Source organism: Ectothiorhodospira sp. PHS-1 (genome assembly GCF_000225005.1).
Lineage (GTDB): Bacteria > Pseudomonadota > Gammaproteobacteria > Ectothiorhodospirales > Ectothiorhodospiraceae > Ectothiorhodospira.
Map to the genome: position 1 here is coordinate 24414 of NZ_AGBG01000014.1, position 16139 is coordinate 40552.

Annotated in this window: 14 protein-coding genes; all 14 read right to left on the reverse strand. The window is 64.6% G+C overall.

The window, feature by feature from the left end:
* Positions 1-67: 67 nt before the first annotated feature.
* The 14 genes from ECTPHS_RS07615 to prpF all read right to left on the reverse strand — a co-directional run bounded on the left by ECTPHS_RS07615 (position 68) and on the right by prpF (position 16131).
* Entirely contained in the window at positions 68-703 is a 636-nt protein-coding gene (locus ECTPHS_RS07615) for an anaerobic ribonucleoside-triphosphate reductase activating protein (RefSeq protein ID WP_008932140.1), read from the reverse strand.
* Positions 690-881, reverse strand: coding sequence for an anaerobic ribonucleoside-triphosphate reductase (gene nrdD / locus ECTPHS_RS15325; RefSeq protein ID WP_008932141.1), 192 nt, complete (start codon positions 879-881; stop codon positions 690-692). The genes ECTPHS_RS07615 and nrdD overlap by 14 nt, the downstream gene beginning before the upstream one ends.
* A gap of 34 nt (positions 882-915) precedes the next feature.
* Entirely contained in the window at positions 916-2952 is a 2037-nt protein-coding gene (locus ECTPHS_RS07625; RefSeq protein WP_008932142.1) for a ribonucleoside triphosphate reductase, read from the reverse strand.
* Between the two features lie 116 nt (positions 2953-3068).
* Positions 3069-3917, reverse strand: a complete 849-nt coding sequence (locus tag ECTPHS_RS07630; protein ID WP_040405501.1) for an HDOD domain-containing protein — start codon at positions 3915-3917, stop codon at positions 3069-3071.
* A 153-nt stretch (positions 3918-4070) separates the two neighbouring features.
* Positions 4071-5381 (reverse strand): radical SAM protein, encoded by a 1311-nt coding sequence (locus ECTPHS_RS07635; RefSeq protein ID WP_008932144.1) that lies wholly within the window; start codon positions 5379-5381, stop codon positions 4071-4073.
* Positions 5378-6205, reverse strand: a complete 828-nt coding sequence (locus ECTPHS_RS07640) for a heme ABC transporter ATP-binding protein (protein ID WP_008932145.1) — start codon at positions 6203-6205, stop codon at positions 5378-5380. Before ECTPHS_RS07640 ends, ECTPHS_RS07635 begins: the two co-directional genes overlap by 4 nt.
* Positions 6202-7281, reverse strand: coding sequence for an iron ABC transporter permease (locus tag ECTPHS_RS07645; RefSeq protein WP_008932146.1), 1080 nt, complete (start codon positions 7279-7281; stop codon positions 6202-6204). The genes ECTPHS_RS07640 and ECTPHS_RS07645 overlap by 4 nt, the downstream gene beginning before the upstream one ends.
* On the reverse strand, positions 7278-8159 hold the full coding sequence (locus ECTPHS_RS07650) for a hemin ABC transporter substrate-binding protein (protein WP_008932147.1): 882 nt from the start codon (positions 8157-8159) through the stop codon (positions 7278-7280). The genes ECTPHS_RS07645 and ECTPHS_RS07650 overlap by 4 nt, the downstream gene beginning before the upstream one ends.
* A 56-nt stretch (positions 8160-8215) precedes the next feature.
* On the reverse strand, positions 8216-10249 hold the full coding sequence (locus ECTPHS_RS07655; protein WP_008932148.1) for a TonB-dependent hemoglobin/transferrin/lactoferrin family receptor: 2034 nt from the start codon (positions 10247-10249) through the stop codon (positions 8216-8218).
* A gap of 176 nt (positions 10250-10425) precedes the next feature.
* Positions 10426-11091, reverse strand: coding sequence for an SDR family oxidoreductase (locus tag ECTPHS_RS07660; RefSeq protein ID WP_008932149.1), 666 nt, complete (start codon positions 11089-11091; stop codon positions 10426-10428).
* A complete protein-coding gene (gene hutX, locus ECTPHS_RS07665) occupies positions 11088-11639 on the reverse strand; it encodes a heme utilization cystosolic carrier protein HutX (RefSeq protein WP_008932150.1) in 552 nt (183 codons plus the stop codon). Before hutX ends, ECTPHS_RS07660 begins: the two co-directional genes overlap by 4 nt.
* Before the next feature lie 59 nt (positions 11640-11698).
* Positions 11699-12016: a c-type cytochrome gene (locus ECTPHS_RS07670; protein ID WP_008932151.1), complete on the reverse strand. Its 318-nt coding sequence runs from the start codon at positions 12014-12016 to the stop codon at positions 11699-11701.
* Between the two features lie 29 nt (positions 12017-12045).
* Positions 12046-14808, reverse strand: a complete 2763-nt coding sequence (locus ECTPHS_RS07675; RefSeq protein ID WP_008932152.1) for a prolyl oligopeptidase family serine peptidase — start codon at positions 14806-14808, stop codon at positions 12046-12048.
* Between the two features lie 141 nt (positions 14809-14949).
* Entirely contained in the window at positions 14950-16131 is a 1182-nt protein-coding gene (prpF, locus tag ECTPHS_RS07680) for a 2-methylaconitate cis-trans isomerase PrpF (protein ID WP_008932153.1), read from the reverse strand.
* Between the last annotated feature and the right edge of the window lie 8 nt (positions 16132-16139).

The following is a 16139-nucleotide window of genomic DNA, read 5'->3' on the forward strand; positions in this document are numbered from 1 at the left end:
GATGCGGTGGGGTCCTGGTTTGGAGTATCCCACTCGCAAGGTTACCACGTTCGAGACCGATTCCAGTTCATGCCCAAACGATGGATGTGGTCCTGGCGGTCTGCAGCTGGTGCCTTCGGACCCCGGCCCGGGCCAGGCGGGATTGCAGGGTGGGCAGTTGTGCTTCCAGTTCAGGCACCACGGTGGTGCGCACCTCCAGGGCCACGTCGGTGGCCAGCACCCGGTACAGGCTGTCCCAGGCGGCCTCGCCGGAACCCGGCACACCCGTGATCGCTGGATAGTCTTCGGGCAGGGCCTTGATGTCCAGGCCCACCCAATCGGTGAAGGGCAGCACCCGGGCCAGACGCTCGGGATAGACGCCGGCGGTGTGCAACCCCACCTTGAAGCCCATTTTTCGCACCTGGACCATGGCCTGTGCCAGGCCGCCCTGCAGGGTGGGCTCGCCGCCGCTGAACACCACGGCATCCAGCAGCCCGCGGCGCCGGGACAGAAACGCCGTCACCTGGTCCCAGCCTATCGGCGCATCCGTCCGTGGCGGCTGTAGCCGGGCGTTATGGCAATACCCGCAGCGCCAGGGGCAGCCCTGGCAGAAGATCACGGCCGCCAGCTCACCGGGATAGTCGATGGTGGTGAGGGGTGTCATTCCCCCCACCCGCAGCGATTCAGCCGCCGTGGCCGGCACGGTACATTCAGCGGTTTGCATGGCCCGTGACGCCGGGTTCCTCGAAGTAGCGGCGCTGCGCGTGTTCCGACTGCTTGCCCTTGTTGAAGGCGGACACCGGGCGGTGATACCCCATGACCCGGGTCCAGACCTCGCAGGGAGTGCGTTCCTCGTCGCTCAGGGTGATGTCGGCGGAGATTGGGGGATTCGTTTTCATCATTTTTGTGATTTCCTTGAAAAGGGTGGGGTACGACTCAGGCCACCGCGGCGGCCTGGGCCTGTTTGCGGGCGATGATCTCCTGGTCGCAGTGGGGGCAGAAGGCATGCTCGCCGGCGATGTAACCGTGCTTGGGGCAGATGGAGAAGATCGGCGTGACCGTGATGTAGGGCTGGCGGAAGTTTTCCAGGGCCCGGCGCACCAGGCGCTTGCAGGCCTCCGGGGAGGAGATCTGCTCGCCCATGTACAGATGCAGCACGGTGCCGCCGGTGTAGCGGGTCTGCAGTGCTTCCTGGCGGGACAGGGCCTCGAAGGGATCGGCGGTGAAGCCCACCGGCAGCTGGGAGCTGTTGGTGTAGTAGGGGGCATCCGGGGTGCCGGACTGGATGATGCCCGGATAGCGCTTTTGATCCTCCCGGGCAAAGCGGTAGGTGGTGCCCTCGGCGGGCGTCGCCTCCAGGTTGTACATGTTGCCGGTCTCCTCCTGGAATTCCAGCATCCGGGCGCGGACATGGTCCAGCAGGCGCAGGGCCATGGCATGGCCGGCGTCGGTGGTGATGTCCTCGGCATCGTCGGTGAAGTTGCGGATCATCTCGTTGATGCCGTTCACGCCGATGGTGGAGAAGTGGTTGCGCAATGTCCCCAGGTAGCGCCGGGTGTAGGGGAACAGTCCGTCCTCCATGTGTCGGGCGATGACCTTGCGCTTGATCTCCAGGCTGTTGCGGGCCAGTTCCAGCAGCCGGTCCAGTTGGGCCAGCAGACCGGCTTCGTCGCCCCGATGGGTGAAGCCCAGGCGGGCGCAGTTGATGGTGACCACGCCCAGGGAGCCGGTCTGTTCCGCCGAGCCGAACAGGCCGTTGCCCCGCTTGAGCAGTTCCCGCAGGTCCAGCTGTAGCCGGCAGCACATGGAGCGCACCATGTTGGGCGACAGCTCCGAATTGAGGAAATTCTGGAAATAGGGCAGGCCGTACTTGGCGGTCATGGCGAACAGCCGTTCCGTGTTGTCGCTTTCCCAGGGAAAATCCGGGGTGATGTTGTAGGTGGGAATGGGAAAGGTGAAGATCCGGCCCCGGGCGTCTCCTTCGGTCATCACTTCGATGTAGGCCCGGTTGATCATGTCCATCTCCGCCTGCAGGTCGCCGTAGCAGAAATCCTGCTCCCGGCCGCCGATGACGGGCACCTGCTCCCGCAGGTCTTCCGGGCAGACCCAATCGAAGGTCAGATTGGTGAAGGGCGTCTGGCAGCCCCAGCGGGACGGGACGTTGAGGTTGTAGATCAGTTCCTGCATGTACTGCTTGACCTGGGCGTAGTCGAGCCGGTCCACGCGGACAAACGGGGCCATGTAGGTGTCGAAGCTGGAAAAGGCCTGGGCGCCGGCCCATTCGTTCTGCAGGGTGCCCAGGAAATTGACGATCTGGCCCACGGCGGAGGAGAAGTGGCGGGGCGGGGCGGCTTCCACCTTGCCCGGCACGCCGTTGAAGCCTTCCACCAGCAGGGTGCGCAGGGACCAGCCGGCGCAGTAGCCGGCCAGCATGTCCAGGTCATGGATGTGGTAGTCGCCGTCCCGATGGGCCTGGCCGATCTCCGGGGGATAGACGTGGTTGAGCCAGTAATTGGCGATCATCTTGCCGGAGGTGTTGAGGATCAGACCGCCCAGGGAGTAGCCCTGGTTGGCGTTGGCGGCCACCCGCCAGTCGGAACGGTCCAGGTATTCGCTGATGGAGGCATCCACATCCACCAGGGTCCGGCGGTCGGCCCGCAGGGCCTTGTGCTGTTCCCGGTAGACGATATAGGCCCGGGCGGTGCGCAGGTGGTTGGCACTGATCAGGGTCTGCTCCACCACATCCTGGATGTTTTCGATGTCCGGGCACTGACCCTGGGCAAAACGATGGGCCAGCACCTTCACCACCTGGGCGGTGAGCAGGGTGGCCTCATGGTCTCCGAATTCTCCGGTGGCCTGACCGGCCCGGCGGATGGCGGACTCGATGCGGGCGGCATCAAAGGGCAGACGACGGCCGTCGCGCTTGATGACTTGGGCGGGCAGGGCGGGCATTCGGGAAGGCAGGGGTTCCATGAAGACGGGATCCTTTGATGGGGCGATATATGGTGCCGCGGATTATAACAGGCACAATATTTTGTGGAAGCCCTGGGTCCCACCCCTCCGGCAAGGCCGGTCGGCGCCGCGATGGATCAGCAGATGCCGTGCCGCAGGATCAGCTCTTCGGAAAGGTCCGCCTGCAGGACATCATGGTCGTACTCGGTCAGACCCAGATGATCCAGTACACGGATGCTGACGGCCGGCCATTCACAGTCATCGCTGCCCTGCTTCACCTGGCTCAGGATATTGGCGGCCAGTTTGCTGATGGCATAGAGGTCCTTCTGGGAGCGGCCGACTTGCCGGTCGTCCAGAAATGACGGATCGTGATGCCTGAGGATCAGCTGGGTCATGGCCTGGGGAAGGTTCCATGAGCTGGCCACGTAGTAGCCGATCACCGCGTGGTTGGTCGGGTAGTGCTCTTCTTCCACCTCAGTGAAAACCCGGTCAGGATTCTGATTGGCCGCCATGAGTACGGACCGATAATCAGGATACTTGATGGCCATGATGGGGATACCGCAGTCACGAAACAGACCAAAGCTGTAGGCATCATCGGCGGGACAGGTTCGATGCAGATTGAGATGGTTTCTCAGCAGCAGCATGGTTTGCGCGGTCTGGGTGGCTGTGTCCCAGAACTTTTCCAGGGATATGCAGGCTTTGCCGGTAACGGACTGTCTCAACTTCTGGGAGGCGACCAACTGGGCGATTGAATGGATGCCCAGCAGTGCCACCGCAGTGTGGATGTCGGTGATTTGTCGGATCAGACCGAACAGAGGGGAATTCACCGTCTTCAGCACGGCGGCCGACAGGCCCACGTCCTTGGCAATGACCTGCGCAAACTGAGCGAGGCTTGCATCGGGCAGACCGCGCAATCGCTGGATTTCCGCCAGCACTTCGGGGCGTGCGGGTATCTCGAACTCTTTGAAAGCTGTCCCTTGATCCATGTTGCGGCTCACGATCCATTTCATTGCTGGTGACGAACCGTCAATGATGGATCTGGAGATCCCCGGAAATCAATGACCATTCTCGGGGGGGGGCCTCGGAATTAGCAGCCGGGGTGGTCGGCCCACAGCGTTTTTACAGGCCCGATCCGGAGCTCAAAGTCGTTCCATCACGCAGCCGGCCAGTTCCGCCGCCAGGTTATTGCCCCAGAAAATACCTTTCGGCGTCAGGGAATAACGACCGTCCCCGAGAGGGGTGAGGAGCGCCTGATCCACCCGTTGCTCGCATCGCGCCAGCAGGTCCGCGTGTGCCACTGCCGGCACCGTGTCCGGCGTCACATGGCCGAACTGGATGGCGCCGATGAATCGATACAGGGCATCATAGGGCGGACGGGTGGTCATGCCCTCGCGGTCGGTGATCCTGTCCACACTCTGGGCATAAGCCTCCAGGGACAAGGGGTTCATGAGCATCATGCCGGCCAGTCGCCCGCCGGCACCGGCCCCCAACGGCAGGGTGTCGCCGCCCTGGTAGCGCAATGCCACATACCGGTAACGGTCCCTGCCGGGCCTGACCATCTTGGTCAGTTCCAGCATCTCGAATCCCTGCCGTTGACCGGCTGCCAGAATCCGTGAAAAAAGTTGCCATTCCCGGGCCAGGGTCTGCGGAGTCTGGGTGGCATGGGCCATGTGTTCATGGGCCAGGCGGCTCTTTTCCCGGATCATCAGGGAATACAGGGAAAAACCCGCCAGATCCAGTTCGGCGATGGCATCAAGATCGAGCGCCAGTTCCTCGTCGCTCTGCAGGGGGTAGTGGTAGATCAGGTCCATGCCCAGGTTGTCCAGCCCCAGGGCGCGGAAACGCCGGATGTGCGCCTTGACCCATTCCCCGTCACCCAACCGACCCAGCAGGCGCCGGCCACGGTCATGGAAGGTCTGCACGCCCAGACTGAGACGGTTGATGCCTTCCGCCATGACCGCCCTCAGCTTGTCTTCATCCAGGTCGGAGAGGCTGCTTTCCAGGGTGATTTCCACGTCATCCGTCAGTTGAAAATGTGTCCTGAGTGCCTGCAGGATCCGCTGCAGGTCGGGCGTGGACAGGGTGCTGGGGGTGCCGCCACCGAAATACACGGCGCCATAGATGCCGTCTCGGACATAGGGGATCCTGGTGACGGCTTCCATTTCCCGGATCAGCAGATCGGCATAGCGGGACTCGGGGCTGCCCTTCATCCGGCGCATGTTGCAGAAATGGCAGATCCGGCGACAGAACGGGATGTGCAGGTAAATGGCCCTGGGGCGCGAGTCCGCCGTCCGGTTCAGCAGGTGTTCACCCAGGGTCGCGGTGCCCTCGCACAGGGGCTGCAGCGTCATGATGGCGTCATGATGGCTGCGCTTGCGCCGGGGGTAGGGCAGATCCTCGCTGAAGGCAGGCATGGACAGACCGGGCATGTCGGTGGCGATGGTGGTCATGCGGCATGCTCCCGGTGAGCGGTGGCGCAACCCAGGCCGTAGCGCATGCGGACCCAGGGGCATCCCGTGAGACTGTCCCTTTCCACCAGGCATTCCACGCCCCATGCGTGGGTGATGGTTTCGGCGCGCATGACCTGTGCCGGCGTGCCGCTGGCGACCACCTTGCCGTCCTTGAGCACGGTGATATGGTCCGCGTAGGCGGCGGCCAGATTCAGGTCGTGCAGCACCACCAGGATGGTTCGACCCCGGGCGGCGTCCACCCGCAGCAGTTCCATGAGCCGCAGCTGATGCCTGACGTCCAGGGCCGAAGTGGGTTCGTCCAGCAACAGCAGGCCCGGTTGGTCCGGTCCCGTGTCGTGGACCTGGGCCAGTACCCGGGCCATCTGCACCCGTTGGCGTTCCCCGCCGGAAAGACTGCGGTAGTCCCGGCCCGACAGGTGCCATACGCCGGTCCGGTCCAGGGCCTCGCGGACGATTCTGGCGTCCCGTTCCGGGGTGCGATGGGGCAGCCGCCCCATCTCCGCCACTTCCCAGGCGGTGAGCGGGAACGTGACCACGGTTTCCTGGGGCAGTACCGCCCGGCAGCGGGCCAGGGCATGGGGGCACCATTGGTCCAGTGTCTGTCCACACCAGGTGACCTCGCCGCTGCTGGGCCGCAGATCACCGGCCATCACCGACAGCAAGGTGCTCTTGCCGGCACCGTTGGGGCCCACCAGCACATGCACACTGCCTGGGTGGGCCTCAAGGTTGGCCTGATCCAGCAGGTACCGTCCCCCCCGTTCCACCACCAGATTGGACACTCTTGCCAGGGCCTGTGTGTTCATCCGAGCCTCCCTTTTTGCCGCAGCAGCAGCCAGAGGAAAAATGGTCCCCCCAGCAGGGATGTGAGCAGCCCGATGGGCAGCTCCGCGGGGGCGACGATGATACGGGCGAGGGCATCGGCCAGCAGGAGCAGCAGGGCGCCCCCCAGGGCCGAGGCCGGCAGCAGATAACGGTGGTCCGGGCCGATGGTCAGGCGCAGCAGATGGGGCACCACCAGCCCGACGAAACCGATGATGCCGGCAATGGCCACGGAGGCACCCACCGCCAGGGCGGCCATGACCACCACCAGGGTCTTGATCCGGTGCACGGGAAAGCCCAGATGGGTGGCCACGGACTCCCCCAGCATGAGGCCGTTGAGGGCGCGGGCTACCAGGGGCATGCAGGCCAGGGCCAGCAGGACCAGTCCCGCGCTGACGGCCCACAGGGTCCAGCCGGCGTGAGCCAGCGAACCCATGTTCCAGAAGGTGAGGGTACGCAGTTGCTGGTCGTCGGCCATGTACACCAGCATGCCGGTGGCGGCGCCGGCAATGGCATTGATGGCGATACCGCCCAGCAGCAGGGTGGCCACCGAGGTATGCCCGCCGTGACTGGCCAGCCGGTAGACCAGCCAGGTGGTCCCCAGACCACCGGCGAACGCCGCCAGCGGCAGGGTGAACACGCCCAGGGCCATGACCAGCGGGGCCAGCACGGTGGTGCCCAGCACGATCACGCTGACCGCCCCCAGGGCCGCGCCGGCGGATACCCCGATCAGGCCCGGGTCGGCCAGCGGGTTCCTGAACAGGCCCTGCAGGGCCACCCCGCTCACGGCCAGGGCAGCACCCACGGTGATGGCCACCAGCACCCGGGGCAGGCGCAGGTTGAGAATGACTTCCCGCAGGAACGGGTCATCCAGGTGTCCGGTCAATACCCACAGGACTTCCGCCGGACTCACCTCCACCGCCCCGGTGGTCAGTCCCAGCAGAGCGGCGGCGAGGACCGCCGGTATCAGGGCGATCACCACCCAGCGGGCACGGGCCGAGCGGGAGCCGGGCGCCGAGAGGGTCCCGGTGGCGGGGATTTGGGAAGCCACCGTGCTCATGCGGATGGGATATCGGTGAAGCGGGCGTCCCGGCGGGTGCGTGAATCACCCCCCAGGAAACGGGTGACCGTGAGCACGGCCTCGCCCAGCCTCGGGCCAAACCCCAGCAGGAACAGGGTGTCGCCCACATATTGCGGTACCCGCCCCAGCATGCCGCCGAAGTCCGCCGCCGCCGCCCCGGTGATCACCAGGGCATCGGGGCGTCTGGCCATGACGCCTTCCCGGGACACGGGCCGATAGCCGGCAAAGTCGGTGAAGACATTGCGTCCGCCGGCCAGACGGATCAAGGCATCCGCCTTGGTGTCCCGGCCCGCGGCCACCGCATTGCCCTGGCCGTGGGCCATCAGGGCCACCACGGCGGGCGGGCGGGGAAATCCCGCCTGCAGATCCCTGGCCCGGGCCAGGTCCTGGTCCACATCGTCGATGACCCGCCGGGCGGTTTCCGTGGCGTCCAGCCATTGTCCCAGGGTTCGCACCCTGGCCCTGAACCCTTCGAGGCTCGGTTCCCCGGGGACGGTCAGTATCCGTACGTCGGCCTCCCGGGCCCGGGTCAGCGTGCCTTCGGGTCCGGCGCTGCCGTCATGGATCAGGGCGTGGGGCCGCAGGGCCAGCAGGCTCTCGATGGTGAGGGTGTGCTGGTAGCCCACCCTGGGCAGGGCCTCGGCGGCCACCGGGTAGGTGCTGGTGCTGTCGGTACCCACGATCCGGTCGCCGGCCCCCAGGGCGAAGACGGTTTCCGTCAGTCCGCCACCGATGGTGATGAGGCGGTGCCCCTCACTCAGTCCGTCATCGGCACGGTGATGCATGGCCCACAGGCCGGTAGGCAGCCCGGTGAGGGCCATGACGCCCATCAGGCGCAGCAGTTCACGACGGTGCATGTCGACCTCGGTCGCTGCGGATGTTCAGCGGGTTCATGGCAGGGGTCTCCTTGATGTCAGAAGCGATAGCTGGCCTGGATCTTCACGTTGCGCCCCGGGTCGTTCATGGATGACAGGTGAGGGCGGTAGGTCTTGTCGGTGAGGTTGTCGATGCCGAAATCCACCCGCATCCGGTCCCGGTCCGCGCCAGGTCGCAGGGTCAGAAAGACATCGGTGAGGGTGTAGCTGTCGGCGGTGTCCGCGTCGTCCGGTACCCGGTCCTGGGACCAGGCATGGGTCACGCGGCCACCCAGGGTGAGCCGACCCTGCATGACATGCACGCCCCCTTCCAGCGCCAGGTTATCGGCGGGAATACCGGACAGGGGGCCGCCTTCGGTGCGGTTGTCTCCCCGCTGCCGGGCGGCGCTCACGGTGATGAAGTGATCCGGATGGGTGTAATGAATCTCCAGTTCCTGTCCCCGCAGGCGGGCATCATTCACGTTCTCGAAGTAGGTGCGGCCACCGGGGATGGGAGGACCGAAGGCCGGCATCTCCAGCTCCACGATCTGGTCGATGAAGTCCTCCACGTCGTTCTGGTACACCGACAGTCTTGCCCGCAACCGGTCCTCGGGATGGAACAGGCCCCGTGCATGGTGGGTCAGGCCCAGTTCCTTGTTGCGCGCCTTTTCCGGTCGCAGGTCCGGGTTGGGCTCGAACCGGTTGTTGCCGAAGTGGATGCCGCCCACGTACAGGTTGGTGAGCGAGGGGGCGCGGAAGGCCTCGGAATAGCCGGCGAACAGTTCCCAGCCCGGAGTCAGGGTATAGGTGGCACTGATCTGCCCCGACCATTCGGATTCGGTCAGTCGGTCGTGGTCGTCGGCGTCCTTGCTGAAATGGTCATACCGCAGGCCGGGGGCGATCTCCAACCGGTCCGTGATGAGCAGGCGATCCACCAGGAAGATTCCGGTGACCGCCTGGCGGGCATCGGGATACATGGGGCGGCTCTCGCCATCCCGCTCCCCTTTTTGGCGATCCCGGTAATGTTCCAGACCCACGACCAACAGATGATCCACCGGGCCGGTTTCAAACCGCAGGGTGTTGGTCAGGTCTAACCCCAGGGTATTGAGTCGGGTGACATCGTTGCGGCCGGTGTCGGTGCGGGTTTCGTCCAGTTCCACCTGATTACCGTAGAGGGTGGCATCCAGATCCAGCCAGCGGCTGTCATCGGGATGCAGTTGGTAGCGCAGGGTCTGGGTCCGATTGTCCGTGCGCCGGTCGACGATGATGGCGGTGCTGCCGGCGCCGGTGCCGGTACTGTTGGCATTGGAGGGGATTTCGTGATCATCCCGAAAGGCCTGCAGACTGAGGGTCAGACGATGCCCCGGTGCCGGGGTCAGGGTGCCCTTGAGCAGGCCGGACATGATCTCGTCGCCGGTGTACAGGATGGTGTCACCGTTCCCGTCCTTCAGGTCGGACTGCTCCCGCTTGAGCACGTTGGCCAGCAGGGACAGGCGTTCTCCCCGTCCCGCGGCGGTGGCCGAGAACAGGGACTGATCCCCCTGGCTCTGGTAGCCGGCGCTCACCCGGCCGCCGGCATCGGCATCCGGCCCCAGGAAGCTGTCGGCATCCTGGGTGCGGAAGTTCACCACGCCGCCCAGGGCACCCGAACCATACAGGGTGGAGGCCGGTCCCCTGAGCACTTCCACCTGTTCCAGCAGCAGGGGGTCCAGAAAGATTCTGCCCTTGTGGCCGGCGCCGAAATTCTGGCGCGCATTGTCCACCCGGATCACGACCCGTTCTCCACTCAGACCCCGGATCACCGGTTCCATGGCGATGGCACGGGTACCGCCGCCGATGCCGACGCCGGGCAGCATGCGCATGATGTCCGCCAGGTTGGCGGCCTGGTCCCGATCCATGGACTCACGGTCACGCACCGCCACCGGGGCGTTGACCTGCTCCACCGGCGCCGGCATGCGGGTGGATTCAATGAGCAGGGTGGGCAGGGTCACCGAGGCATAAAGAGGATCCCCGGCCGGATCGGCCCCGTGGGCCGTGCCGGAAAGGGCGGCGGCGATGGCCGCGGTGAGCATGCACAGGCGCTGACGCGTCATGAAACCTCCAGGACCTGACGAAGTGGACGCACTCCGTCCCAAGCTTGAAAAAGCGGCCTGGCTGGCTTGCCGACAGGGGTCGGTGGCGGGCTGAGCTGCAAGTGGACTCAGGTGTTTCCGTGATGGGAAACACGAATGATGAAATGATATTGATTATTATTTGCAAGTCAAGAGTGTCATCCCGTCCCGGTTGCCGGGATCGGATCGATCCGGGCGCGATCCCTGTCCACGGCCGCATAGGCCTTGCCGAGGGTGCCGGGGTCGGACATCACCTGCCGGATCAGCAGCGCCACGTCCGCCCGCTGAATGAAGCCGTGAATGGCGGGGTTTTCCGACAGCATGCCCCGGCCGGTGGCTGGTTCATCGCCCAGACCGCCGGGACGAATGAGGGTAAAGGGCACGCCGGAAGCCTTGAGATGGGCTTCCGCACGGGTCTTGGCATCCACCACATCCCCGAAGGCGGCGATGGCCCGTGCCGAGCGGAACGGCATCATCTCGCCGCAGCCGATGGCGGTCACCAGAATGCAGTGCCGCACCCCTCGGGCAGCGGCGGCATCGACAATGATCCGGTTGCCGTCGTCGTCCACGAAACGGCCGTCTTCGGTTCGGCCCGATACCGTGGAAACCACGATGCCCTGATCATCCAGCGCATCGAAGGCCCGTTTCACATCACCGGGTTCGAGGACGTCACCGGGCATGATGTCGGCACCGATCTCCAGCAGTGGCAGGGCGTCCGTGCGGGGGCGAACCATGGCCAGTACCGGGATGTCATCCCGCCGGAGCAGCCGGGCCAGCGCCAGACCGACCCCGCGGCTGGCACCGAAGATGAGGACGGGGGTCATGCGCAGGCCTCCTGGTCGGCCTGATCCAGATTCAGCAGGGCCTTTTGCAGGCGCTCGAACAGATCCAACTGGTCCCGGCGCAACTGCCGCTGTTCATCACGTCCGAGGAAGACCTTGAACATGCACTCGCCCGTCTCGTTGAAAAACTGGATCGAGGCGGTCTCCATGCCCATGAAGGGACGCCTGACGAAGACGATATGAGCGCAACGCTCCGGGCGCAGATGACCGGACAGGCCGGTGCCGCCGTGCAGGTTGAAGAAACCATGGCCGGTCTTGCCGCGGGGGATCGGACCCTTGAATTCCAGGATGACGTCCTGGTTATGGACCACGGTGACCAGATCGCCCCAGTCGGAGAGGGAATGCATGACGTTGATGAAGTGTCTACCTCGTACCTCGGTCCACAGGGATCGGGGCAGGCAGTGGATGATGTCCCGCATGGAACAGCGGGCCTGCCGGGCCATGTCTTCAAGAATCCCGTCCGCCGATTGGGCCAGTTGTTGGCGTACCTGCTCCAGGTCGGTGACGGTCTCGTGGGTGGCTGATGCCATGGGAGTGGTCCTCCAGTGTCGGGATGAAAGAATGAAAGGCCCCGGGGGGGGCGGGTGAATCAATGACTGAGTACCCACTTCACCAGCATGCGGATATTGTCCTCGCCCACCCAGGCGTTTGGGGGCATGGGAATCTGGCCCCAGTTGCCTACCCCACCGTCACGCACCTTGCCGGTGAGTTTGTCGACGGCGCCGGCATCACCCCGGTAGCGGGCGGCCACCTCCTTGTAGCTGGGGCCGATGGCCTGGCCGTCGATCTGATGACAGGCCATGCACCCGCTCTGGTTGGCGATGTCCATGTCCGCCAGTGCGGGAGAGGCGGTGGCCATCAGGAGCAGGCACATGGTTCCCAGGGATGATCCGTGCTTGCGCAGCATGTTTCGACCTCGATTGTTGAATAAAAGGGCTAATGATTATCATTTATATCTTCACGAAATGCACGACCCGCGATGCCACCGATGGCCGAATACTGCATCAGAGGCAGACCCTGGATGATCCAGCTGCCCGGTTCTTCGCCCTTGAGCCAATGTTCGTGCCATTGGGACACCCGGCTGGAGTAATCCAGCTGATTTTCCCGGCGTCGCAGGTTGTGTCCTTCTCCTTCGTAGGCCAGCATGACGATGGGTTTTCCCATCCGGCGCAGGGTGTTGTAGATCTCCACCCCCTGATTGAAGGCCACCGACTCGTCTTCGGTGCCGAACATGACCAGCAAGGGCGTGTCGATGCCCTGGGCATTGAAGACCGGGGAGTTGGCCACATAGCTGCCGAGGTCTTCCCAGAAAGGTCTGGGCAGCCGGGCCTGACCGGTTTCGAAGATGAGATGTTCCGGAATGCCGGTACGCCAGTAGATGGAATTGTATTTGCTGATCAGGTTGGTGATGGGGGCGCCAGCAACGGCGGCGGCAAACAGATCGGTCTGAGTGATGATGTAGCTGACCTGGTAGCCGCCCCAGGAATGTCCCACCAGTCCGATACGGGCGGGATCCACCCGGCCACTTTCCAGGACCGCCTTGACCGCGGGCACCACGCTCTCCAGGGCGGACTCGCCGGGCCGGCCCAACTCGTAGTGAATGTCCGGTTCCAGGACGAAATAACCCTCCGAGGACAAGCGACGGGCATTGAAGGCGTGATTGTGGCGGGGCAGGGTGTACTCGTGCAGGGTATCCGACCGTTGCTCATAGATGTGCACGATCATGGGATACTGTCGGCCCGGTTCGTAGTCGGCGGGGTAAAGCAGCCGGGCCTCCAGCGGCTCCCCCTTCTCGGTCCTGAACCGGACCAGTTCATCACCGGCCCAGTGAAACCGTGCCTGCTGAGGATTGGTGCGGGTGAGGCGATGATGCCGGACAAAGTCACTGTCGGTGAGGAAGTAGTCCGGCGAGTCGACCGCGGTCTGTAAGCGATAGACATACTGATCGGTGGCGGCCGCGTACTGAAGCTGATCCACCTGCATGGGGCCATGAATCAGGGTGTCCAGGGTGCCGCGATGCCAGCGCGCATACCCGGTATCCTTGGTGCGCAGGCCGAACATTTCCAGATGGACGGGACCTTCCGGGTCCAGGCTGGGCCGCAGGCGGTCCAGGATGGCCTGACGGTAGCGGATGCCGTGCTCCGCGCCCTGGGTGAGGCGCTGGATGTGTTCGCCGTCCGGCTGGGCCAGATAGACATCATGCTGATCATACAGCAGCACCCAGGCATCTCCGTCGGCCCATTGGCCATGACCGAAGGGGCGGTCGATGGTGCGTCCGTTCACCTGGGTGAAGTCATTGAAACGACTCTCCACCGTCGCCGTCAGATTGGCGTACCGGCCGGTGTGAATGTCGTAGGTCCACCAGTCCTCGCCGGAGAAGTACAGCAGGTAGCGGCCCTGTGGTGAACTGCTCACCGACTCATAGCGCTCAAGCACCAGGGTCCGCTCGCCGCCATGCACATCCACCAGATGGATGTCGTTCCACTGATCCCGCAATTGGGGCTGGTAGGGCCTGGGATCATGGAGTACCGCGTGATGCTGACCCCGGACCAGTTCCAGGCTCAGGCCCGGTTCATCGGCCAGGGCAAAAAAACGCCCATCCCGCAGATGCCAGACTGCCCAGAGATGGGGAATGGCGCGGTCATCTCCCTTCTTCTGCCGGTAGGGCTGGATAGGATCATCGCGCCAGTGCCAGATCCGCACGGTGCTGGGGGGGAGGGCGGTTTCAGCCTCCGAATCTGTCCCGTCAGCGGACTGGAGCGGTCTCATGGGAAAGAACAGGCGCAGGCCATCGTCCGACCATCGAGGCCAGCGTCCCTGGGCGAAGGCCAGCGTGGCGGTATCTTTCTCGCCCCGGGGGGGTGTCAGGACGTAACGTACCGGCCGGGAATCCAGCTGTTCGAACACCAGGGCGGCCAGCGGCTCCCGAGGCTTGCCGTCAGCGGCGCGGAACACGGAAAGACGCTGACCATCGGGGCTCCAGCTCAGATGGAAATGGCCTCCGGGATGCTGGTCCAGGGTACGACGGTTGCCCGTGGCCGGATTCATGACCACCACTTCATGGGAGTCGGGCGCCCTGATCGTCATTGCCAGGTGACCGGACCCTGGGCTGAACCGGTATTCCTGAACTCCAGGGAGATGGACCGACTGTGATCGTGACAGGTCGTGGAGCAGTAATTCCCCGTCATGGGCCGTTTCATTCTCCGGCATGGTCCGTCTGACAGCCAGGAATCGCCCGTCGGGCGAGATTTCATGGCTGATCACGCCGGAAAAGAAGGTGACGGCCCCCGTATCCAGCCGCAGTGCGCCCAGACGGGTCTCATGGGGCGGCGTGTCCTGGATACTCTTGCCGGCCACCGTCTGGGCACGAAAGAAGAACCACTGTCCATCCGGCGAAAAGCCATGGCCGAAGGCGTGCTCGAACCGGAACTGCCGATCCGGATCGACCGTACTTGAGACCTGGGTCAGGGATTCGCCTCGAACCATGCCAACCTGGTTATGGAAGAACCACAGGCCGTCGGCCGACAGGCCGGCATTGGCGATGGTATGCCAAAGATGGTAGTCATCGGGGGACAGGGGCCGTTTGGCCTCCGTGCCTGAAAGAAGCGGGAACGGCGTCAGACAGAGCAGGACGAGCATGATGACTCGGGCAGCGGACACGATCTTTACGGCAGCAGGCGAGGGTGGCTGTCTGTCCATGGTTTGTGAATCCTGTCGGCATTTTCCAACATAAGAACACAAACGATAATTATTCGCAATAATGGATCGAGTTCGACAAAAAACCCCGGACGAGGCCGGGGCTTTTTGCATCATCGGGGAGCCGGTCCAGACGCCGGGAGATCAGGTACTGTCCGCGGGAATCCTGACCCAGCCTTCCATCAGTACCCGGGCGCTACGGCTCATGATGGCCTTGGTCACCGTCCATTCGCCGTTCTCGCAACGGGCTTGTGCACCCACCCGCAGGGTGCCGGAGGGATGGCCGAAACGCACCGCCGTGCGCTCACCGCCGCCGGCCGCCAGATTCACCAGGGTACCGGGGATGGCCGCCGCGGTACCGATGGCCACGGCGGCCGTACCCATCATGGCGTGGTGCAGCTTGCCCATGGACAGGGCGCGCACCAGCAGGTCCACATCCTCCGCCTGGACGGGCTTGCCGCTGGAAGACACGTAATCCTTCGGCCCGGCGACAAAGGCCACCTTCGGGGTGTGCTGGCGCTGGGCGGCCTCTTTCAGGTCGCTGATCAGGCCCATGCGCAGGGCGCCGTGGGCACGCAGGGTCTCGAATCGCGCCAGCGCCTCGGCGTCCCCGTTGATGGCCTCCTGCAGTTCGGTGCCGGTATAGCCGATGTCCTCGGCGTTGACGAAGATGGTGGGGATGCCGGCATTGATCATGGTGGCCTTCAGGGCGCCCAGGCCGGGGACCTCCAGATCGTCCACCAGATTGCCGGTGGGGAACATGGAGCCGCCGGTGTCATCCGCCGGTTCCATGAACTCGATCTGCACCTCGGCGGCGGGGAAGGTGACCCCGTCCAGTTCGAAGTCGCCGGTTTCCTGTACCGCGCCGTCGGTGATGGGTATGTGGGCGATGATGGTCTTGCCGATGTTGGCCTGCCAGATGCGCACCGTGGCGATGCCGTTGTCGGGGATGCGGCCGGGGTCCACCAGACCGGCGCTGATGCCGAAGGCCCCCACGGCGGCGGTGAGGTTGCCGCAGTTGCCGCTCCAGTCCACGAAGGCCTTGTCGATGGAGACCTGGCCGAACAGGTAGTCCACGTCGTGATCCGGGCGGGTGCTTTTAGACAGGATCACGGTCTTGCTGGTGCTGGAGGTGGCGCCGCCCATGCCGTCGATCTGTTTGCCGTAGGGGTCGGGGCTGCCGATCACCCGCAGCAGCAGGGCGTCCCGGGCTGGTCCCGGGACCTGAGCGGCCTCGGGCAGGTCGGTCAGGTTGAAGAACACGCCCTTGCTGGTGCCGCCGCGCATGTAGGTGGCGGGGATCCTGATCTGGGGTTTGTGGCTCACGAAGATGT